The 21,321-nt window shown below is 33.2% G+C and carries 19 protein-coding genes; 7 read left to right on the top strand and 12 right to left on the bottom strand.

Going from position 1 to position 21,321, the window contains the following annotated elements:
• Positions 1–22 precede the first annotated feature (22 nt).
• From NRK67_11620 to NRK67_11600, 5 genes are all read left to right on the top strand, one after another.
• Complete coding sequence (locus NRK67_11620; GenBank protein UUV17935.1) at positions 23–1,333, top strand: sugar ABC transporter substrate-binding protein; 1,311 nt, start codon at positions 23–25, stop codon at positions 1,331–1,333.
• A gap of 9 nt (positions 1,334–1,342) precedes the next feature.
• Positions 1,343–2,263, top strand: coding sequence for a sugar ABC transporter permease (locus NRK67_11615; GenBank protein ID UUV17934.1), 921 nt, complete (start codon positions 1,343–1,345; stop codon positions 2,261–2,263).
• Entirely contained in the window at positions 2,250–3,080 is an 831-nt protein-coding gene (locus NRK67_11610) for a carbohydrate ABC transporter permease (GenBank protein ID UUV17933.1), read from the top strand. Before NRK67_11615 ends, NRK67_11610 begins: the two co-directional genes overlap by 14 nt.
• Before the next feature lie 48 nt (positions 3,081–3,128).
• Positions 3,129–4,487 (top strand): peptide MFS transporter, encoded by a 1,359-nt coding sequence (locus tag NRK67_11605; GenBank protein UUV17932.1) that lies wholly within the window; start codon positions 3,129–3,131, stop codon positions 4,485–4,487.
• Positions 4,488–4,758: 271 nt separating this feature from the next.
• Positions 4,759–5,658 (top strand): DMT family transporter, encoded by a 900-nt coding sequence (locus NRK67_11600; protein ID UUV17931.1) that lies wholly within the window; start codon positions 4,759–4,761, stop codon positions 5,656–5,658.
• Positions 5,659–5,744: 86 nt separating this feature from the next.
• On the opposite strand, the gene yihA is transcribed toward NRK67_11600, so the two are convergent.
• The 12 genes from yihA to NRK67_11540 form a co-directional block, all read right to left on the bottom strand.
• Positions 5,745–6,383, bottom strand: coding sequence for a ribosome biogenesis GTP-binding protein YihA/YsxC (gene yihA / locus NRK67_11595; protein ID UUV17930.1), 639 nt, complete (start codon positions 6,381–6,383; stop codon positions 5,745–5,747).
• Positions 6,384–6,479: 96 nt separating this feature from the next.
• Positions 6,480–7,046 (bottom strand): nitroreductase family protein, encoded by a 567-nt coding sequence (locus tag NRK67_11590; GenBank protein UUV17929.1) that lies wholly within the window; start codon positions 7,044–7,046, stop codon positions 6,480–6,482.
• Between the two features lie 11 nt (positions 7,047–7,057).
• A complete protein-coding gene (lon, locus tag NRK67_11585) occupies positions 7,058–9,364 on the bottom strand; it encodes an endopeptidase La (GenBank protein ID UUV17928.1) in 2,307 nt (768 codons plus the stop codon).
• Between the two features lie 18 nt (positions 9,365–9,382).
• The gene (gene clpX / locus NRK67_11580) at positions 9,383–10,630 is read right to left on the bottom strand and encodes an ATP-dependent Clp protease ATP-binding subunit ClpX (protein ID UUV17927.1); all 1,248 of its coding nucleotides are present in this window, start codon (positions 10,628–10,630) and stop codon (positions 9,383–9,385) included.
• A gap of 1 nt (position 10,631) precedes the next feature.
• Positions 10,632–11,216: an ATP-dependent Clp endopeptidase proteolytic subunit ClpP gene (clpP, locus tag NRK67_11575; protein UUV17926.1), complete on the bottom strand. Its 585-nt coding sequence runs from the start codon at positions 11,214–11,216 to the stop codon at positions 10,632–10,634.
• A gap of 185 nt (positions 11,217–11,401) precedes the next feature.
• Positions 11,402–12,691 carry a trigger factor gene (gene tig, locus NRK67_11570; protein ID UUV17925.1) on the bottom strand — a complete coding sequence of 430 codons (1,290 nt, stop codon included), beginning with the start codon at positions 12,689–12,691 and terminating at the stop codon, positions 11,402–11,404.
• A gap of 89 nt (positions 12,692–12,780) precedes the next feature.
• Positions 12,781–14,472, bottom strand: coding sequence for a single-stranded-DNA-specific exonuclease RecJ (gene recJ / locus NRK67_11565; GenBank protein UUV17924.1), 1,692 nt, complete (start codon positions 14,470–14,472; stop codon positions 12,781–12,783).
• Between the two features lie 11 nt (positions 14,473–14,483).
• Positions 14,484–14,837 carry a 30S ribosome-binding factor RbfA gene (gene rbfA / locus NRK67_11560; protein UUV17923.1) on the bottom strand — a complete coding sequence of 118 codons (354 nt, stop codon included), beginning with the start codon at positions 14,835–14,837 and terminating at the stop codon, positions 14,484–14,486.
• Between the two features lie 2 nt (positions 14,838–14,839).
• Entirely contained in the window at positions 14,840–16,945 is a 2,106-nt protein-coding gene (gene infB, locus NRK67_11555; GenBank protein UUV17922.1) for a translation initiation factor IF-2, read from the bottom strand.
• 16 nt (positions 16,946–16,961) lie between these two features.
• Complete coding sequence (locus NRK67_11550; GenBank protein UUV17921.1) at positions 16,962–17,480, bottom strand: DUF448 domain-containing protein; 519 nt, start codon at positions 17,478–17,480, stop codon at positions 16,962–16,964.
• A complete protein-coding gene (gene nusA / locus NRK67_11545; protein ID UUV17920.1) occupies positions 17,473–18,612 on the bottom strand; it encodes a transcription termination factor NusA in 1,140 nt (379 codons plus the stop codon). Before nusA ends, NRK67_11550 begins: the two co-directional genes overlap by 8 nt.
• A gap of 20 nt (positions 18,613–18,632) precedes the next feature.
• Positions 18,633–19,109, bottom strand: coding sequence for a ribosome maturation factor RimP (locus NRK67_11540; GenBank protein ID UUV17919.1), 477 nt, complete (start codon positions 19,107–19,109; stop codon positions 18,633–18,635).
• 473 nt (positions 19,110–19,582) lie between these two features.
• On the opposite strand from NRK67_11540, the gene NRK67_11535 reads away from it, so the two are divergent.
• Together NRK67_11535 and NRK67_11530 are read left to right on the top strand one after the other, a co-directional pair.
• The gene (locus NRK67_11535; protein UUV17918.1) at positions 19,583–21,145 is read left to right on the top strand and encodes a sodium-dependent transporter; all 1,563 of its coding nucleotides are present in this window, start codon (positions 19,583–19,585) and stop codon (positions 21,143–21,145) included.
• Positions 21,146–21,184: 39 nt separating this feature from the next.
• A complete protein-coding gene (locus NRK67_11530) occupies positions 21,185–21,286 on the top strand; it encodes a MetS family NSS transporter small subunit (protein ID UUV17917.1) in 102 nt (33 codons plus the stop codon).
• Positions 21,287–21,321: the final 35 nt, after the last annotated feature.

The following is a 21,321-nucleotide window of genomic DNA, read 5'->3' as shown; positions in this document are numbered from 1 at the left end:
AATAAAAAGGGGGAGAAACAAAATGAAGAAAATATTTTTTTTAATTGTAGGATTGGTTGCCGTATTTTTAACTGGTTGTGGCGGTTCTAAACCTGTGGAAACTTCAGAAATAACAGGTAAAGAGATCAAGAGCGATATAAAGGCCGAAATAAAGATTTGGTCGTGGGACGTAGCTGCACTAGGGCTTAAAGATACTATACCTAGTTTTAATGAAAAGTATCCAAATGTAAAAGTTATTGTCGAGGAAGTAGGAACTGGCGACACATATCAGAAATTAACTATCGGTTTAAATTCTAATACAGGACTACCTGATATTATGACTATTGAAACCGATGCTTTTATAAAATATCCACCTAATTTTCCAAATGGATTTTATGACCTCACTAAGGTAAGTACCGATTTAAAAAATGATTTTGATCCGAGTAAATGGCAGCTGGGTATGTATGAAAACAAACTCTATGCACTTCCGTGGGACTCAGCTCCTGCCGGAATCTTCTACAGAAGAGATTTTTTTGAAAATGCAGGAATAGATCCAAATAATATAAAAACTTGGGATGATTTTATAGAAGCTGGTAAAAAAGTACAAGTTGCTAATCCTGGGGTTAAGATGATCCCGATCAACTATGCTAAGGGGACCGCTATCCACTCTATGATGGTCAATTCTCTTGGATCTGGAAGTTTTAACAGTGAAGGTGAAATCACTGTAGCAGATAAAAGTAATATAAAAGCTTTAAAGATGCAGAAAAAATTTATCGACGAAGACATTTCATATAATGCCGATTCTTGGAACACTCTAGTTATTGCTACTAAAAATAATGAAGTAGCTACTGTCCTTTATGGCGGATGGTGGGGTGGAACTCTAAAAGATCAGATGCCGGAGCAAAATGGTAAATGGGGAGTTATTCCAATCCCTAGTTTTGAAGAAGGTGATAAAAGGGTAAGTTATGCAGGAGGAGCGTCTTTAGCTATTCCTTCTCAATCTAAAAATGCTGAATTAGCATGGGAATTTATTAAAAACGCTGTAGCTACCAAGGAAAACCAAGTTATGATGTATAAAAAGTATGATCTTTTCCCATCATATTTACCGGCATTTGAAGATGAGTATTTCAAAAAAGGGGATCCATATTTTGCAGGTCAAAAAGTATCTGAACTTTTTGCTGACATGGTTCCTTTGATCAATAAAAAGTATGGTACTGAAGATGATTCTGAAGCCAGCGACTATTTATTGGATGCTCAAGCAGCTGTACTTACTGGAAATGCTGATGTAGACAAAGTATTAAAAGGTGCAGCAGAAGCTATAAAAACTGCAACTGGCAGATCTATTGCTAATTAGGAGGATTTCATGGATATAAGTATCACAAGAGAGAAAGAGAGAAGGAGTAACCTTCTCTCTAAATTCAAACTAAATAAGAGGACTGCTCCCTATTATTTTATAGCCCCGGCAGTAGCACTCTTTCTATTATTTACCCTGTATCCTTTTTTTAGAACAATCTTATTGAGTTTCTATAGCTATCAAAGAGGAAGTTATGTTTATTCTGGTATTTCAAATTATCAAAGGCTTTTTTCAGATGCTATTTTCTTTAAAGCTCTTTCAAATACCTTTACATACCTTCTGATACAGGTACCCCTTATGTCTACATTATCTTTGATTTTAGCAGTTGCTTTAAATTCAAAGATCATTAAATGGAAATCTCAATTTAGGATTGCATTTTTTCTGCCTTCTGTAACAGAGATGATCGCATATTCAATAATATTTTCACTTTTTTTAAGCGACAAAGGGCTGTTAAACTACCTTTTATCTATATTGGGAATTGAATCTATCCCTTGGCTGGTCCATCCTTTTTGGGCTAAAGTATCCATCATGGCGGCTCTTACTTGGAGGTGGACTGGGTATAATATGATCATCATGCTTGCAGGTTTACAGGGAATTTCAGATACATTATATGAAGCTGCAGAAATTGACGGTGCTTCTAAATTTCAACAATTTCTCCATATAACGGTCCCTCAAATGAAGCCTATCATCTTATTTTCCATGCTCATGTCTACAATAGGTACTATTAACCTATTCAGTGAACCATTTATCCTTACTAAGGGTGGTCCCAGTAACTCAACTATATCTTTAGGACTTTACCTCTATAATCAAGGATTTATGAATTTAAATTTTGGATATGCCTCAGCAATCTCAGTTGTACTGTTAATAATCACAGCTGTCATGTCCTTTATACAAATGAAAGCAGGAGGAAAAGATAATGGTGGACTCTAAAAATAAAATAAAAACAATATTAAGTTACAGTATAATTATCATAGGAGTTATTGTTTCACTTTTCCCATTCTATTGGATGTTTATAGGCGCCACTAACTCCTCAGCAGATATATTTTCATTCCCTCCTAAGATGGTTCCCGGAAAAAGTTTTATGAAAAATCTATCTGCCTTAAATGAGCAAATTGATCTTCAGAGAGTTATCTTTAATTCATTTTTTGTAGCTATAACATACACTATATTCACTCTGGCCCTCAGTAGTATTACCGGGTATGCCTTTGCGAAATTTGAATTTAAAGGTAGAAATTATTTATTTGGAGCTATCCTTTTAACTATGATGCTCCCGGGACAGGCTACTATGATACCTCTTTTTGATATTATGAAAGCCTTTGGATGGTTAAATTCATATAAAGCTGTCATCATTCCTGGGATTGCAAGTGCCTTCGGTATATTTTTAATGCGTCAGAATATGTTGAAAGTTCCTGATTCACTTATCGAAGCTGCCAGAATCGACGGTTGCGGGGAGTTCGCTATTTTCTACAAGATAGTTCTTCCTACTATGAGACCATCTATTGCAGCACTAGGGATATATATGTTTATGGCTCAGTGGGGAAATTTTATGTGGCAGCTTATCGTTCTCAATGATTCTAGTATGAAAACTTTACCTGTAGCCCTTTCATCACTTGTTGGGCTGTCTAGAGTTGACTATGGACAAGTACTTTTAGGAGCTAGTTTATCTACTCTTCCTGTTATTGCGATATTTTTAATTCTTCAAAAACAATTTATATCCGGAATATTAGGCGGAGCATTGAAAGAATAGCAAGGAAGTTGATCATGATATTAAAAAAATTAAATGGGGAGGGTGAAAATGAATAAGAAAAAACAACCTAAAGGTTTATACTTATTAGGATCATTAATGATGTGTTCTAATTTTGGATACTATGGAAGCAGAATAGTAATGTTACTATTTATGGTAACAGGTATTGAACATGGTGGATTGGGACTTATGAATACACAGGGGGCTTCCATATTAGCAACATATATGGCTCTTGCATATCTTACACCTATGTTAGGTGGATGGTTAGCAGATAATGTTCTGGGATTTAGAAAGACTACATTGATAGGATTTATATTGTGTACCATAGGATATTTTACAGGATTTATATATAATAGTATTAATGGTATTTATATAATGACAGGATTAGTAGCATTGGGAGCAGGACTATATAAAGGAAATTTATTAAATCTGCTTGGACTCATGTATAATGAAGATGAAGAAAGTATGAAAGATGCAGGATTCTCTATAGTATACTCTTATATTAATGTAGGTATATTCATAGGAACTTTAGTATGTGGTCTTATAGCCACTAAATGGATGGCTACATTTAATACTGACGGATCAGTAGCAATATATGGTTATAAATATGTATTCTTAACCATATCAATGGTTCTATTATTAGCCACTATATTATTATCGACATTACAGAACTCATGCCTTAATGGAAAAGGTATTAAACCATTAGCAGCTAAGAAAAAGAATGGTATTAAAGAACCTCTTACTGAAGCAGAGAAAAAAAATATATTAGTTATATGTATCGTATCATTTGTAGCCAGTTTCTTTTGGATTGCATATTATCAAAATGCATTATCAGTAGTACTATATGCTAGAAATCATATACAGTTAACATATGGTGGATTTGAAATACCTCTTACATGGATGGACACATTAAATGCAATATTATGTGTAGTATTAGCCGGAGTATTTGCTAAGTTTTGGCAATGGAAAGCAACCACCAAGAATGGAGATTTTAATATGGCTACTAAGATAACTATCGGTTTCGTATTATTAGCTTCGTCATTTGCATTAATGGCTGTATCCATGCTTCAAACTATTGGAGGCGGAAAAGCTTCTATATTATGGCTAATAGGATTTATAGTCTTAATGACAATGGGTGAGTTATCATTCTCACCAATAGCATATTCTATGGTAGACAAATTAGCCCCCTCTAGACTTAAAGGATTAATGATGTCCGTATTCTTCTTATCAGTAATGGTTGCAAGTAAATTAAGTGGATATGTTCAATTATTCGTTGAAAAATTAGGAGCATTACAGGCATTTATATCGATAGTAATATATCTATTAGTTATTGCAGGAATACTGTTCTCATTTAATAAGAAGTTAGAACAGTTAGAAAAAGAAGGAAAAGCTAAACCATTAAATATATAACTAGACTTGTAGAAAAACAAATAAGGAATGTTAATCTATAGAATAGATTAAATGAACTCTCATAAAAAATTGATCAAGGAAACTAAGTATCTTTTCATAAATATAAAGGTGAAATAAAAGATATAGAAAGATTTTTAAGCTTAATTCACTTATATCGATATTACAAAAAAGTTATAATTAAGGTATACTATATATATATATATATATATATATATATATATATATATATATTAAGATAGATATCTAAAAACTTTCAAAAGGAGGAAAGATAATGGAAAAAAACAAAAAACATATAATAGCGGATCTTACCCTTGTTATTGTAGCTATCATATGGGGATCAGGATTTACTGCTTCTAAGATGGCACTAGACAGCGGACTGGGTCCATTTTATATGATGGCATTCAGATTCTTGATTGCAGCAGCTATTATGGGAATTATTTTCTATAAAAAGATAAAGAAAATCGAAAAAAAAGATCTTATAGCAGGATCTGTTGTTGGATTTTTCCTCTTTTTTGCCTTCGCTACCCAGACAGTAGGACTGCAATTTACAACAGCTTCTAAAAATGCATTTTTAACAGGTACCAATGTAGTTATGGTTCCCTTTATCTTTTGGGCTATAACAAAGATAAAGCCAGATATGTGGTCCCTTCTTGCAGCTGTAATGTGTTTTTTAGGGATAGGATTCCTCTCTTTTGACGGAAACTTCTCCCTTGGGTTTGGAGACACTCTGTCTCTTATCTGTGCCGTTGGTTTTGCCTGTCACATCAGTATGACCGGGTACTACAGTAAAAAAGTCGACACTACCCTTCTTACACTTATACAGATGGTTGTAGCTGCTATCCTGTCCTTTGTATCTGGTTTCTTCTTTGAAACTCTCCCTACAGAGGTTGGATCTACTGGTGTTTTAGCTGTAATCTACCTGGGGATTTTTAGTACTATGATTGCTTTCTTCCTTCAGACTACAGCACAAAAACATACTACTGCTTCTAGAACTGCTATCATCTTATCTACAGAGGCACTCTTTGGAACACTTTTTTCCATCATCCTTTTAGGTGAAATCCTTACATTTAAGATGATTATAGGAGGAGCAGCTATCTTTATGGCTATTATCACTGCTGAAACTAAGTGGGAATTCCTGAGAAAAAAACAGCGTGACGTTGCATCTAGTTAAAGAAAACAAGATTGAAAACTCTTATTCATTAAAAATTTCTAAAACTAAAAAAGCTAACCATGTAAATTTTCATGGTTAGCTTTTTTTTAATCTTCTATATTTTCATCTTCCTGATCGATTACAGGAGCAACATGATTTTTATACTCTTCTAAAGCCTCATCTAAATACTCAGCTAATTCCTCTCTCCCTTTATGAGACAGTGCAGAATAGAATAATACATCACTGTTTTTAAACTCTATCTTCTTTTTAATATCTTTTAACTGCTTAAATTTTTCATTATTAGACATCTTATCTACCTTAGTAAAGATAATCTTATATGGTACGTCATAATAATCTAACCATTCTAACATATCAAGATCTTCTCCACTTGGAACTCTTCTAATATCTAGTAATACAAATACTAATTTACTTCTTTTAGAAGCCAGGTATCTCTCCATAGTATTTCCCCAAGCTTGCTTTACAGCCTTTGGAACTTTGGCAAATCCATATCCAGGAAGGTCTACTAGATAAGTTTCATCATTTATGATGAAGTAGTTTATCAGTTGAGTTCTTCCTGGTGTCTTTGAAGTTCTGGCCATTTTTTTTCTGTTTGTTAAACTGTTTATTAAAGATGATTTCCCTACATTTGATCTACCTACAAAGGCAAACTCTAAATTATTTATTGGTTCTGGATAATCAGCTTCAAATACTGCCGATTTTACAAAATCAGATTTTTTTATTTCCATTTTTTATTCTCCTCTATCCAATTTTGGTTAAAACTATAAAGATTAAACTTTTCTATAGATCTAACCAATATTGAATTCTTAAATCCTAAATTTCAATTATTTAATATAATTTACTGTATTTTCTTTTCTTGCGTGGGGCTTTGGAGTTCCCTCTAGTGATGAATAACCTAAAGTTACAGCATATTGAACTTCATATCCCTCAGGAATTCCCATTTCTTCATTTCTTTTCTCTTTCTCTTCACCTTTGAAATATTCAACTACCAATCCTATCCAGCAAGTCGAAACTCCCAATGATTCAGCAGCTAAAAGCATATTTTGTGTAGCAGCGCCTAAGTCTGCCTTCATAGAATAAGCTCCCTCTTTTTTACCAGCTACAACTATTACTGTAGGTGCATCATATAGGATATGAAAACTTTCGTTTCTTGCCATCCTTCTGAATAACGGTGTTTCACAATCTTTTAATGCTTCCTTTGTTCCTACACTTATTTGATCTATTATCTCTTTATTTTGCAATACAGTAAAATGCCATGGTTGAGCATTATGACCACTAGGAGCATAAAGTCCCGCTTCGATAATAGCTTCAATTTTTTCTTGCTCTATCTGCATATCCTTATATTTTCTAATAGACCTACGTTTTTTTATGTTTTCTAATACTGTGTTCATATTTCTCCTTTTTATCTTTCAAATGCTATTTTTTTGACATCTTCATAAGTTTTTGCAAAATGAATAGTCATATCTTTCTTTACTTCTCTAGGTAGTTCATCTACATCAGACTCATTGTCTAATGGTAATATTACCTCGTGAATTCCAATTCTATGTGCTCCGATTACCTTTTCCTTGATTCCTCCTACTGGTAATACTTCTCCAGTAATTGTAATCTCTCCAGTCATGGCTATATCCTGTCTTATCTTTCTCTTTGTCAATACTGAGATTAAAGCTGTTGTAATAGTCACACCTGCAGATGGACCATCTTTTGGTACAGCTCCCTCTGGAAAGTGAAGATGTACATCTGTATTTTCATTGAATTTCTCATCTATTTCTAAATCACCGGCAACGGATCTTACATAAGAATAAGCCACATGTGCCGATTCCTTCATTACATCTCCTAATTTACCAGTTAATAAGATCTTACCCTTACCCTTCATAGATACTGACTGTACTTCCAATGTAGTTCCTCCTACACTTGTCCATGCCAACCCAGTGACTACACCTAATTTAGGTTCTTTTTCCTTGATCTTATCAGGTCTGTATTTTACCTTTCCAAGATATGTTTCCAGATTTTTTACTGTTACAGCTATTTTTTTCCTGTTTTTTTCTAAGACTAACTTAGCCAATTTTCTATACAGGCTGTGAATTTCTCTCTTTAGATTTCTTACGCCAGCTTCCCTGGTATATTCGTTTATTATTCTTAGGAGTGCTTCATCAGATACCTTTACATCTATTTCAGACAGCCCATTATCTGCCTTAGCTTCATCTAATAGATATTTTTTAGCTATGTGCATCTTTTCAAACTCAGTATATGAATTTAAATTAATAATTTCCATCCTGTCTCTAAGTGGTCCTGGGATACCTCTCAAATCATTGGCTGTAGCTATAAAAAATACACTGGAAAGATCAAATGGCAGATCCAGATAGTGATCTTCAAAGTTCTTGTTTTGTTCTGGGTCAAGTACCTCTAACATTGCAGAACTAGGATCTCCCTTGGCATCGCTGGACATCTTGTCAATCTCATCCAATAAAATAAGCGGATTTTTAGTTTTAGCCTGTTTCATTGCTTTTATTAATTTACCTGGCATAGAACCAATATAAGTTCTTCTATGTCCTCTGATCTCTGATTCATCTCTTACTCCACCTAGAGAAATTCTTGAAAAATTTCTTCCCATGGCATCTGCCACAGATTTAGCCAGTGAAGTTTTACCTACACCTGGAGGTCCTACTAAGCAAAGTATTGTACCCTTCATATTTGGATTTAATTTTTTAACGGCCAAATATTCTAAGATCCTTTCTTTTATCTCCTTTAACCCATAGTGGTCTTCCTCTAACTTATCATGAGCTTTTTTTATATCTAAGATATCCTTTGTTTTCTTGCTCCAAGGCAGGTCTAATACTGTCTCTACATAGTTACGTACTACACTGGCTTCCGCTGAGAATGCCGGCATCTTAGATAATTTAGAGACCTCTTTTTCAACTTTTTTCTTTACTTCTTTTGGAAGTTTTTTGCTCTTTATTAATTTTTTTAATTCTAAGATATCATCGTCATCAGACTGATCTTCTCCTAGTTCTTCCTTTATAGCACTTAATTTTTCCTTCAAGAAATAAGATCTTTGAGCTGAGTTCATCTTTTCTTTCACTTTATTTTCTATCTTTTTCTCTAAGTTTAGGATCTCTAATTCTTTTTTTAAGATCTCTATTAGTTTATAACCTCTTTCCTCTAAATTAAATATCTCTAAAAGTTTTTGTTTTTCTTCAGATGTAATATTTAAATTTCCACTTATCAAGTCGAATTTTTTGTCTGTATCTTTCATAGATTTTATGCTAACTAAAAGATCCGGTAGGATCTTACCACTTAATTTAGCATATCTTTCAAATGATTTTAATACCCTTCTAACTATAGCTTCTCCTACATTTTCGGATAATTCCTCTGTCTCAACAGCTGTAGATTCAGCATAGATTACTCCATCGGTTTCCTCTATATCACCTAAAATAATTCTATGAGAAGCTTCTACCAACACTTTTACAGTATTATTCGGCATCTTTACTGTCTGTAAAATAGTAGCTTCTACCCCTATTTTATGTATATCATCTGTATAATTTGGTTCTTCCACTAAAAAGTCTTTTTGCATACACAGGATTAGTTTACTGTCCTCAGCCAGTGATTTTTCCAATGTATTAACACTTTTTTCTCTCCCTATATAAAGAGGCATTATAGCTCCCGGAAAAACCACTAGATCTCTAGTAGGTATAAATGTAATCTTTGTCATCGTTTTCCCTCCCGATCATTATTTTAGTTTTTTAGTTTTTTCTATTATCAGTGCTTTGCTATTATCCATCACTGATTCCTCTGTTATTCTTACTTTTTCCACAGCAGGGTTAGACGGGATCTCATACATTAGATCTAACATTGCACTTTCCATAAGTGCACGTAGTCCTCTGGCTCCTATCTTTCTTTTTAGAGCTAACTCTGCCATTTTTCTAAGGGCTTCTTCTTCAAATTCCAACTCTACATTTTCTAATTCAAAGAACGTTTTATATTGTTTTACCAATGCATTCTTAGGTTCAGTTAATATCTTCATCAAAGCTTCTTCATCTAAGTTAGCTAAAGTAGTAATTACCGGGAATCTACCTATAAGTTCAGGAATTATTCCTTGTCTTACTAGGTCTTCTGGTAAAACTCTCATGAAAGCTTCTCCTTCAGATTCATTTTTTTCATTTATTACAGTAGCGCCGAATCCCATAACTTTTTTATTGGATCTGGATTTGATTACCTTCTCCAGTCCTTCAAAAGCTCCTCCTACAATAAATAGGATATTTTTTGTATTTATCTTTACCAACTCTTGATTCGGATGCTTCCTCCCACCTTGAGGAGGAACTTGTGCTTCAGTCCCTTCTACTATTTTAAGAAGTGCCTGTTGTACTCCTTCTCCTGATACATCACGAGTTATAGAGGTATTTTCTGATTTTCTGGCTACCTTATCCAGCTCATCTATATAGATTATTCCTCTCTCTGCTGCTGCTACATCATAGTCAGCTGCCTGTAATAACCTTACCAATACATTCTCTACGTCATCTCCTACATATCCTGCTTCTGTAAGGGTAGTTGCATCTGCTATAGCAAATGGTACATGAAGAGTTTTAGCTAAAGTTTCAGCTAAAAGTGTCTTACCTGTTCCTGTAGGACCAATAAGTAAAACATTTGATTTTTGTAACTCTACATCTCCAGTTTTTCCTCTATGTCTGATTCTTTTATAGTGGTTATATACCGATACTGCCAATACTTTCTTTGCAGCTTCTTGTCCTATTACATAGTCATCTAATTTTGCCTTTATCTCTTTAGGAGTCATCAGAGTAACATCATCAAAACTGTTATCTTCTACAGATTCTCCCATCTCTATCTGCATATCTTCTATAAGCATCCCACAAGCTTCTATACACTCATCACATATATTTGCATCTGGACCAGTTATTAATTTTGCTACTTCATTTTCTGATTTTCCACAAAATGAACATTTTTGTATTTCTCTTTTCATTCTATCTCTCCCCTTCTGCGAATACTCTGTCAATTAATCCATATTCCATAGCTTCTTCAGCTGTCATAAAATTATCTCTTTCAGTATCCCTCTTTACTTCTTCTATACTTTTCCCTGTCGTTTCAGATATTATTTTAGAAGTTAATTCTTTCATTCTTTGGATCTCTTTAGCTTGAATTTGGATATCAGTAGCCTGACCTTGAGCTCCTCCTAATGGCTGATGGATCATTACTCTGGCATTTGGCAGAGCAAATCTTTTACCCTTTGCTCCTGCTGTTAATAGTAGTGCTCCCATAGACGCAGCCTGACCTATACACACAGTCTGTACATCTGGTTTGATATACTTCATAGTATCGTATATTGCCATTCCTGAGGTAATAACTCCTCCCGGGCTGTTAATGTACATAATTATATCTTTTTCTGGGGCATCTGCCTCTAAAAATAATAATTGTGCTACTATTGAGTTAGCTACTAGATCGTTTATCTCTGTTCCTAAAAAGATTATTCTATCCTTTAATAATCTCGAATATATGTCGTAGGCTCTTTCACCTTTTCCGTTATTTTCAATAACTGTTGGATTATACATAAATTTTTACCTCCAAATGTTTTTTATTTATCATATAAATTATCAAATAATATTTAATAATTTATATGATAAACCCACCTTTTCTAATAAAAAAATCAATATAATTTATAGCAAAAATGGTGGTCTATATATATAGCTTAAGGGACAAATAAAATTTGTCCCAAAAGTCTATACACTTAATTTAATTATTTAGCTTGTGCTTGAATGAACTCAACAGTTTTTTGCATAGTAGCATCTACTCTTAAGTTAGTTGTGAAGTTCTCTAAGTTGTTTGCCTTAGTTAACTCTTCCTTTAACTTCTCTGCATCCATCTTGTACATAGAAGCAACTTCAACTAATTTAGTTTCTAACTCTTCATCAGTTAATTCAATCTTTTCAATCTTTGCGATCTCATCTAAGATAAGGTCTAATTTGATCTTTTCAATTGCCATAGGTCTAACTTGCTCAGTTAATTGCTCCATTGTAGATCCTGACATTTGTAAGTACATCTCTAAGTTCATTCCTTGAGATTTTAATTGGTTTTCCATCTCAGAAATTCTTCCTTTGATCTCTCTAGCTACCATAGATAAAGGTAAAGTCATTTCAGTGTTAGCTAAAATTTGGTTTAATAAAGTTTGTCTGTATTCTCCCTCTACTCTAGCTTCTTCTCTCTTTTGAATCTCTTCAGTTTTCTTAGCTTTTAAATCTTCTACAGATTCAAATCCTGCTTCCTTTGCGAATTCTTCATTTAATTCAGGTGTAGCAGTTACTTTTATTGCGTTTATTTTAACTTTGAAAGTCGCTTCCTTTCCAGCTAAATGTTCTGCATTGTACTCAGTTGGGAAAGTTACTACTATTTCTCCCTCTTGATCTTTTTCATATCCTACTAATTGCTCTTCAAATGTATCTATGAAAGATTTAGTTCCTAATTTTAACATGTGTGATTCAGATTTTCCACCTTCGAAAGCTACACCATCAACAAATCCTTCAAATGCAAGATCTACAGTGTCTCCCATTTCAGCTTTGTGACCTTCAGCAGCATCTTCTAAGTTAGCCTTAGCTGATACCATCATTTCGATCTCTTTGTTTACAATTTCGTCATTCATTTCGAATGCTTCTTTTGTAGCTTCTAAACCTTTGTATTCTCCTAATTTGATCTCAGGGAATACATCTACCATAAATGTAACAGCAAATTTTTCTCCATCTAAGTCTACTTTAGTTGTCTTTATGTAATCTACAGGATTGATTTGCCCGTCCTTTAAGATAGCTTCATAGTGAGCTTTTAAGATAGCGTCAGTAATCTCTTCTTTGATTACTCCTTCATAATGAGATTCGATAGCTGATGCAGGTGCATGTCCCTTTCTGAATCCTGGAATTTCAGCATCCTTAGCTATTTTTTTTACAGCGTCTTTCTTAGCAGTAGATACTTCTGCACCTTCTACCTTTAATGTGATTTCAACTACTGAGTTATCTAATTTTTTTACTTCATAATTCATGTTCTTTGTTCCTCCTTGTATGTGATTATATATATTTAAATGCTCTCGGCACTTATTACTTTGTATAGGCAATCAATAAATCATCTCTATTAATTGCTTCGTATGTCTTTTATCTTAATTTGAATAATTTTATTATTATTATAACAAATTTTTTCTGGATAGTATGCTATTTCATATATTTTATCTATATAATTATCTTCATCAATCTTATGAGCCAGGTTAAATCCTACAGCAGAGTAAAGTTTACCATTTTTTTCTAAAAAAGTTTTAAAATGTTTGTCTTCAACTCCAAATTTTTTCACCCTGACAAATTTTAGGTCTCTGTCTACAAACAATGGATATGGATTAGCAGCTCCAAAAGGTGATATCTTGGCAAGTTCACCTATAAAGTTATCATCTACCATTTCTAATGGATAGTTATAATCTATCTTTATAATATCTTTTTTATACTTTTTTGTAGATTCTCCAATACCTTTGGCAATAGCCTTTTCAACTGTTTCCAGTTTATCTTTAGCCACTATAAATCCAGCGGCCAAATCATGCCCTCCAAATCTGATCAAGGTATCAGACATATTATTTAATATATTAAATATATTTATTCCTGCTACACTTCTACAAGATGCCTTCCCAAAATTATTTTGCAACGAGATAAGGATAACCGGAATATTATACCTGACAGAAAGTCTGCTGGCTACAACCCCGATAACACCTGGGTGCCAATCATGGGATTTTAAAAATAGATATTTCAAATTATTTTTATCCTCTATTTTCTCCACTTCATCATTGATCTCATTAAAAATTTTTCTTTCTAAAATACGTCTTTTATTGTTGGATTTTTTCATATCCTCTATAATTGAATAAAGTTCACTATCATTTCCTTCTAAAAAGAAGTCTGCTCCTGTTCTTGATTTTCCAATCCTTCCCAAAGCATTTAATAATGGTGATATAAAAAAGCTGATATCTGTTGTGCTGATATCCTTAGGTGATAACTTCAAATATCTGAGAAGGGACCTTAGTCCCTTTATCTTAGTGTTTTTCAAAGCTATCAATCCATTTTTTACTATAACTCTGTTTTCATCCGTTAAAGGCATCACGTCTGCTATAGTTCCTATCATCACTATGTCCAAATGTTCATATAGATCTTTTGGATCGATATTTAATTTCTTATATACAGCACAAGCTACTTTAAAAGCTACTCCAGCACCAGATAGATATTTAAATCTGTAATTTTTACTTAATTTAGGGTTAATTACTAAAAGTTTTTCTTTTTTATCTTTTATTATTTTATGATGATCGGTAATTATAACATCGATACCCAGAGATTTTGCATATTCAAAATCTTCTACTGAATTAATTCCTGTATCTACCGTTATGATTACCTTTCCACTTCTTTCATTGACATAATCTATTGCCTGCCTATTCAGACCATACCCTTCATCCATACGATTTGGAATATAATACGAGGTTCCTATCCCGATAAGATTAAAAACAATAGTCAGATAAACAGAGGCTGTTATACCATCTACATCATAATCGCCATAGATAAATACCTTGCTTTTACTATCTCTAGCCCTGATTACCTTTTCTACGACCTCCTCCATCCTCTCAAAATCAAATGGATCTTCTAGATCTTCTACACCTGCATTTAAAAATTTCTGGATATCGTCATCGGAATCAATCCCCCGTGATAGCAGGAGTTTTACCACTTCTGTGGATAAATTATGCTTCTCAACTTTGTCTTTCACCTGGGACTCATCATATGTATTATATTCCCAATACATACCATATCCTCCTAATTGTTAACTTTATCAATTAAGTTAGATATTTTTATCGCTCTAGCCACTGTATCATCTAAAAATACTCTGATCTCTGGCACATATCTAAGGTTAGTTTCTTCAGATACTCTTTTTCTTAAGTATTTTCTGATCTCATTTAATCCTTCTAAAACCATAAGTTCATCTACTTTATTATCTCCAACAGATAAAACACTAAAGTATGCATCTGCATACCTTAGGTCTTGAGTAACTTCTATCTTAGTTACAGATACCATACCTTGAATTTTTGGATTTTTTACTTCCATAAATAAAGCTGTCGATATTATTCTTGTCATTTGTTTTTCAATGCCTAATAATCTTTGTTTTCTCATAATTATTTCACATCTTTTAGTGTTCTTTGGATTTCGTCAATCTTGTATGCTTCTACAATATCTCCCTCTTTAATGTCATTAAAGTTCTTGATATTTAATCCACATTCTTGTCCTACGATAACTTCTTTAGCATCATCTTGATATCTCTTTAATGAAGCTAATTCTCCGTCATATACCATTACACCATTTCTAAGAATTCTGATCTTTGAATCAGCATAGATCTTTCCATCTTCTACATAACAACCAGCTATGTTTCCAATTTTAGATACTTTAAATACTTTTTTGATCTCGATTCTTCCTAAGTAAACTTCTTTATATTCAGGGTCTAACATTCCTGATAAAGCTTGCTCGATATCTTCTACAATTTGATAGATGATACTAGAAGTTCTGATCTCTACACCAGCTTTTTCTGCATCTCTCATGGCTTTTGTAGTTGGTCTTACGTTAAATCCAAGGATGATTGCATTTGATGCTTCTGCAAGTCTGATATCATTTTCAGATATTGCTCCAGATGTAGCCTGGATGATATTTACCGCTACTTCTGATGTAGATAATTTATTTAATGATTCCTTAAGAGCTTGTACAGAACCTTTTGAATCAGCTCTTATGATAAGGTTTAATTCTTTTAAGTTTATCTCATCCATATGTTGAGATAAAACTTCTAAAGAGATATGTTTTTTCTTGTTTTGATCGTTTAATTTTCTGTCTTTTTCTACCTCTTCTACGATTCTTCTAGCATGCTGTTCATTTTGAACTACATACATTACATCTCCAGCTTCTGGAACTGTATTGAATCCTATAACTTCAGCTGGTTGAGAAAGTGAAGCATCTTCTACTTTTTCACCTTTATCATTAAGTAACGCTCTTACTTTTCCATAAGATTCTCCCGCTACGATTATATCTCCAACTTTAAGAGTTCCCTCTTGTACTAAGATATCGGCAATTGGTCCTACTTTTGGATCTAATCTAGATTCCATAACTACACCTTTTGCTCTTTTCTTTGGATTACCTTTTAATTCTAACATCTCTGCTGTGATTAAAATAGTATCTAAGATTCCTTCTAAGTTTTGTTTGAATTTAGCAGAAATTTCGATGAATTCTACATCTCCACCCCACTCAACTGGTACTAATCCATGTTCCATTAATTCATTTTTAACTCTAGATGGATCTGCTCCCTCTTTGTCGATCTTGTTTACTGCAATTATAATAGGCACGTCAGCTGATTTTGCATGGGCTACAGCTTCTACAGTCTGAGGCATTACACCATCATCTGCTGCTACTACTAAGATAGCTATATCAGTAACTTGTGCTCCTCTTGCTCTCATCTCTGTAAACGCCTCATGTCCTGGAGTATCTACGAAAGATATTTTTTTACCGTCTTTTACTATTTGGTAAGCACCGATTTTTTGAGTGATTCCACCAGCTTCTCCATCTGCTACATTAGCTTCTCTGATAGCATCTAGTAATGAAGTCTTTCCATGGTCAACATGTCCCATGATAGTGATGATTGGAGCTCTTTCTACAAGATCAGATTCTTTATCTCCTATCTCTAGGTTAAATTTATCTCCAAATGCCATCTCTTCTATCTCTTCCTGTTCTACCATAGCATCATAATCATCAGCTAACTCTTCAGCTAATTCCATGTCTATAACACTGTTGATAGTTAACATTTGTCCCTTTAAGAATAACTTTTTGATAAGTTCAGAAGCATTAACCCCTAATTTTTCAGCGAAATTACCTAATGTGATTTCACCTCTTACCTTTATTAATTTTACTCCATCTTCTTCGATAACTTCATCTTCTACTTCTTCTGCTTTATTCATAGTAAATTCGTTTCTTTTACCTTTTTTCTTTTTTTCTTTTTTTTCTTTTACTACTTTCTCTTTCTTTTCTTTTACTTTAGTTGTTTTCTTTTTTTTCTTCTTACCTTTTTTTTCTACTGTTTCTGTAGTTTCCTGTTCTGAATTGAAGTGAGCTTCTACTTTAGCCACCTCGTCTTCATTTAATCCAGAAACACTTTTTTTACCCTCTATACCTAATTCGTTTAATATCTCTAAGAATTCTTTGCTTGTTTTTTCATATTTTTTTGCTATTTCATGTACTCTCATATATACCTCCTAGTATCTATTCCGTCATACCACGAGCCACCTTCTTACTTTTGATACCTATCAAATTTACCTCAGGTTTATCAAAAATAGCACCTAACTGTGCTTTCGATCCGTAATGAATAAATTTTATATTATTCTCTCGTGCTAATCTCATAATTCTTTTATCATTTTTTTCACTGATATCTTCAGCAATTATTAAAAAATGTATCCTTTTTATATCCTCTGTAACCATGTTGATTCCAAAACTTAAAAATTCCGAACGTTTCATAGTTTCTAATAAACTCAAATAATCTTTTTGAGCTTTTTTTACTGTTATAGCCATCTTATACAGGTCTTCATTAGACAGATTTATTTTTTTATTTTTAGACAGCCTTTTGATGCACTCATGGGTTTTACACACATATGTTCCCCTTGCCTGCATTTTTTGATTTTCATCAAATACATACTGACCATCTATCTCTACAACCCTAAAAAGTTCACTTTTATCTTTTTTTTCCCTGCATACAAGACAAGTTCTAGTAGGAGTATTATTCATTTTCTCCCTCAACTGTTTCCTCTATCTTGTTATCTTCTAAAGAAAGTTCTTCAGATAATTTCGCTTCCTCTTCAGCAGCCATTACATCTTCAAGAGTTTTAATGTCTACTCTCATTCCTGTTAATTTAGCTGCTAATCTTGCGTTTTGACCTGCTTTACCGATAGCAAGAGATAGTTGACTCTTTTCTACTATTACTCTTGCTGTTTCTTCATCGTCTAAGATCTCTACAGATTCTACTTTAGCCGGACTAAGAGCAGCTTTAACGAACTCTTTTTTATCCTCTTTCCACTCGATGATATCTATCTTTTCACCATTAAGTTCAGTAACTATATTCTTGATTCTAAGTCCTCTTTGACCGATACAGGCTCCTACAGTGTCAATATCTTCATTGTCTGAGTATACTGCTACTTTAGCTCTTGACCCCGCTTCTCTTACTACTGATTTTAACTCTATTATTCCCTCTTCTATCTCAGGAACTTCTAATTCAAATAATTTTCTTAAGAAGTCATCATGCTTTCTAGAAATTATTATCTTAGGATATTTATTTGTTTTTTCAACTTCAGATACATATACCTTAAGTCTGTCTCCAACTCTGTATAAATCAGCTGGTGATTGCTCTTGTATAGTTAATACAGCTTCTTTCATGTCAAACTCAATATGGATGTTTCTTCTTTCATCTATTCTTCTGATGATACCATTTAACATCTCATGTTCATTTTCTTTGAAGTTATCATATAGATGTTGTCTCTCTGCTTCCCTTACTTTTTGGATAACAATTTGTTTTCCATTTTGGATAGCATTTCTCTTGAACTCTTCACAATTTTCTTCGATCTCTACTACGTCACCGATCTTTGATCTTTTCTTTCCAGGTATCATTTGAGCTTCAGATAATTCTATCTCTAACTCATCATCTTGAACACTTGTTACTACTGTTTTAGGAACAAAAATAATTATTTTTGCTTTCTTTTCATCTATTCTTACTGATAAATTATCGTACTCACCATAATTTTTCTTATATGCTGCAAGGATAGCTTGCTCTATTGTTTCTATTAATTCTTCCTTACTAATCCCTTTTTCTTTTTCTAACTCATCTAAAGCTTCTAAGAAAATTTTAAAATCTTTTTTTGTCACTTTTGACCTCCTACTTATCTCTATTTATCTTTAAATTCAAAAACTATATTAGCTTTTTTTATTTCCTCAAAAGGAATTTCTAAAGTTTTTTTCTCAGTATTTAAATAAACTACAGATCCTTCTAGTTTTTCCAATTCTCCAGTCCAATTTCTCGAATCTTCAAGTTTATGCTTTAGTATAACTTTGATTTTTTCCCCAGCAAATCTTACAAAATCCTTCTCTTTTTTGAGTGGTCTCTCTAAACCTGGCGAAGACACCTCTAAGAAAAATTTATCCTCTATCATCTTGTCTACATCTTCTGAAATACTATTGCTCACCTTAGCACATTCATCTAAAGTAATTTCACCATCAATTTTTTCTAAGTATATTCTTAAAAACCAATAGGCTCCATCTTGAACATATTCCATATCAACCAATTCTAATTCTATGGGTTTTAATACTGGAACTAGTAATTTTTCTACCCTTTCCAATAGTTTTTCATCCACTTTTTTTGCCATATTTTTCACCTCTCTTTTGTAACAAATAGGGAGAGAACCTCTCAGCTCTCTCCCTCCTTTATTATTTATTTTAATTCTTTCCTAGATTTTAACATAAATAACACCAAATAGCAAGATTTCTTATTCTTTTTCTAGAGAATAACTAGGTACAAAATACGTACAAAATTCTTTACTTTTTTTCAATTTAATTTATTTTTTATTACTATTTTAGTATTTCTTAACACTCTTAACATCGTGTACTTTTAGCAGACTTTTTTTACCTTTTCTGTACTATGTGAAAAAATGAATTAGTTTTTCAGTATTGACATATCAAAATTATAGTATATACTTCTAATAAGAAAGTCGTTTATTTTACTATTTCAAATGGGTGTTTCAAAATTTAGTATTGACATATTAGAAAAATAGTATATAATATAATGATAATTTCATTAAAGTTTATTTTATCATTTAAAAAAATTAAGGATGTGATATTTATGAGTAAGGAAGAAAACAGAGGCCAATGGGGTTCTCGTTCAGGGTTTATTCTTGCCGCTATAGGTTCGGCAATCGGTTTAGGAAATATATGGAGATTTCCATATGTCGCTGCAAGTAATGGTGGAGGAGCATTTTTAATTCCTTACCTGGTTGCACTATTTACAGCAGGTATACCGTTATTAATATTAGAGTTTGCCATGGGACACAAGATTCGTTCTAGTGCTCCCGGAGTATTTGCAAAGTTAAACAAAAAATATGAAGCCATCGGATGGTTTCAAACACTTATTGCATTTTTCATAACTACATATTATGTTGTTATTATCGCTTGGTCATTCAGTTACCTTTTCTTCGCTTTTACAGGAGCATGGGGAACAGATCCAAAAGCATTTTTATTCGGTGAGTATTTAAAATTAGGAGATGCTCCTAGTACCTTAGGTAACTTAGGTGCCAGCTTAGGAGGACTAAACCTCAAAGTCGCACTTCCGTTGTTACTGGTATGGGGAGTAAACTACAGTGTTCTTAGAATGGGTGTAAAAAATGGATTGGAAAAAGCAAACAAGATCTTCATGCCACTTTTAATTATGGCGTTATTAGTTATCGTAGTTAGGGGAGTTACACTTCCTGGTGCTATGGCTGGGTTAGATTATTTCTTTACCCCTGATTTTTCTAAATTAACTGATCCGCAAGTATGGTTAGCTGCATATGGACAAATCTTTTTCTCACTTAGTATTTGTTTTGCTATCATGTATGCTTATGCAAGTTACCTGCCTAAGAAATCAGATATTGTCAACAACGCATTTATGACTGGGTTAGGGAACTGTAGTTTCAGTTTAATCTCTGGTATCGGAGTATTCTCTATCCTAGGATTTATGGCTCACACTCAAGGTGTCAGTGTAGCTGAAGTTTCTACTGCCGGTGTAGGGTTAGCGTTTATCGTATTCCCGGAAGCTATAAACCAGTTACCAGGAATGAATGGATTGATCGGTGGAATCTTCTTCGTCACACTTATCTTTGCAGGATTATCATCATCTATGTCTATCATGGAAGCAGTAGTAGCTGCTATCTCTGATAAGTTTAAATTAACTAGAGTACAAGCTTTAAATAGATTTGCACTTACTTCTGGAATCTTATCACTATTAGTTGCAACTAATGGTGGATTATATGTATTAGATATCGTAGACTATGCTACTAACCAATACGGAATTGTTATTGCTGGTATATTAGAATTAGTTATCTTAGGTTGGTTCTTCAACCTTGAGAGTGTTAGAACTTATGTCAATGAATTATCTGATTTCAGAGTTGGAAAATGGTGGATTTGGGCAATCAAAGGAACTTCTGTCCTTCTAGTAATTATCTTAGCACTTAAGATAAAAGGTGAAATTGCTGCTCCATACGAAGGTTATTCTTGGACTGCATTGGGAGTATACGGATTAGGAGTTATGCTTATCATAACAGCCGGATCATTTATTTTAGCAAAGAGAAAAGGTTCTCAGGAATTTGAAGACAAAATATACAGTGAACCTATCAATAACGAACTTGAGTTGGATTTAGATTTAGACTAATAAAAAACATTATTTAAATAATAATTAGGAGGTATTTATATGAGTACAGGAGCTATTATCGTTGCTGTTTGCAGTTTAACTCTTCTTTGGGGTGGATTTGCTACTTGTTTAAGAATAGCAATGAGAGATGAAAACAAATAAAAGTAAGCAGAAAAGAATCAAAATAAAATGAATTG

The sequence above is a fragment of the Fusobacteria bacterium ZRK30 genome, assembly GCA_024628785.1.
In the GTDB taxonomy this organism is placed as follows: domain Bacteria; phylum Fusobacteriota; class Fusobacteriia; order Fusobacteriales; family Fusobacteriaceae; genus Psychrilyobacter.
Note: the sequence above shows the minus strand (reverse complement) of the source record. Positions and strands in the feature narration are given on the sequence as shown.

Excerpts from the sequence above, each read along its gene's own strand:
- NRK67_11620 (UUV17935.1), top strand. The coding sequence starts at position 23 with ATGAAGAAAATATTTTTTTTAATTGTAGGATTGGTTGCCGTATTTTTA.
- NRK67_11615 (UUV17934.1), top strand. The coding sequence starts at position 1,343 with ATGGATATAAGTATCACAAGAGAGAAAGAGAGAAGGAGTAACCTTCTC.
- NRK67_11610 (UUV17933.1), top strand. The coding sequence starts at position 2,250 with ATGGTGGACTCTAAAAATAAAATAAAAACAATATTAAGTTACAGTATA.
- NRK67_11605 (UUV17932.1), top strand. The coding sequence starts at position 3,129 with ATGAATAAGAAAAAACAACCTAAAGGTTTATACTTATTAGGATCATTA.
- NRK67_11600 (UUV17931.1), top strand. The coding sequence starts at position 4,759 with ATGGAAAAAAACAAAAAACATATAATAGCGGATCTTACCCTTGTTATT.
- yihA (UUV17930.1), bottom strand. The coding sequence starts at position 6,383 with ATGGAAATAAAAAAATCTGATTTTGTAAAATCGGCAGTATTTGAAGCT.
- NRK67_11590 (UUV17929.1), bottom strand. The coding sequence starts at position 7,046 with ATGAACACAGTATTAGAAAACATAAAAAAACGTAGGTCTATTAGAAAA.
- lon (UUV17928.1), bottom strand. The coding sequence starts at position 9,364 with ATGACAAAGATTACATTTATACCTACTAGAGATCTAGTGGTTTTTCCG.
- clpX (UUV17927.1), bottom strand. The coding sequence starts at position 10,630 with ATGAAAAGAGAAATACAAAAATGTTCATTTTGTGGAAAATCAGAAAAT.
- clpP (UUV17926.1), bottom strand. The coding sequence starts at position 11,216 with ATGTATAATCCAACAGTTATTGAAAATAACGGAAAAGGTGAAAGAGCC.
- tig (UUV17925.1), bottom strand. The coding sequence starts at position 12,691 with ATGAATTATGAAGTAAAAAAATTAGATAACTCAGTAGTTGAAATCACA.
- recJ (UUV17924.1), bottom strand. The coding sequence starts at position 14,472 with ATGTATTGGGAATATAATACATATGATGAGTCCCAGGTGAAAGACAAA.
- rbfA (UUV17923.1), bottom strand. The coding sequence starts at position 14,837 with ATGAGAAAACAAAGATTATTAGGCATTGAAAAACAAATGACAAGAATA.
- infB (UUV17922.1), bottom strand. The coding sequence starts at position 16,945 with ATGAGAGTACATGAAATAGCAAAAAAATATGAAAAAACAAGCAAAGAA.
- NRK67_11550 (UUV17921.1), bottom strand. The coding sequence starts at position 17,480 with ATGAATAATACTCCTACTAGAACTTGTCTTGTATGCAGGGAAAAAAAA.
- NRK67_11540 (UUV17919.1), bottom strand. The coding sequence starts at position 19,109 with ATGGCAAAAAAAGTGGATGAAAAACTATTGGAAAGGGTAGAAAAATTA.
- NRK67_11535 (UUV17918.1), top strand. The coding sequence starts at position 19,583 with ATGAGTAAGGAAGAAAACAGAGGCCAATGGGGTTCTCGTTCAGGGTTT.
- NRK67_11530 (UUV17917.1), top strand. The coding sequence starts at position 21,185 with ATGAGTACAGGAGCTATTATCGTTGCTGTTTGCAGTTTAACTCTTCTT.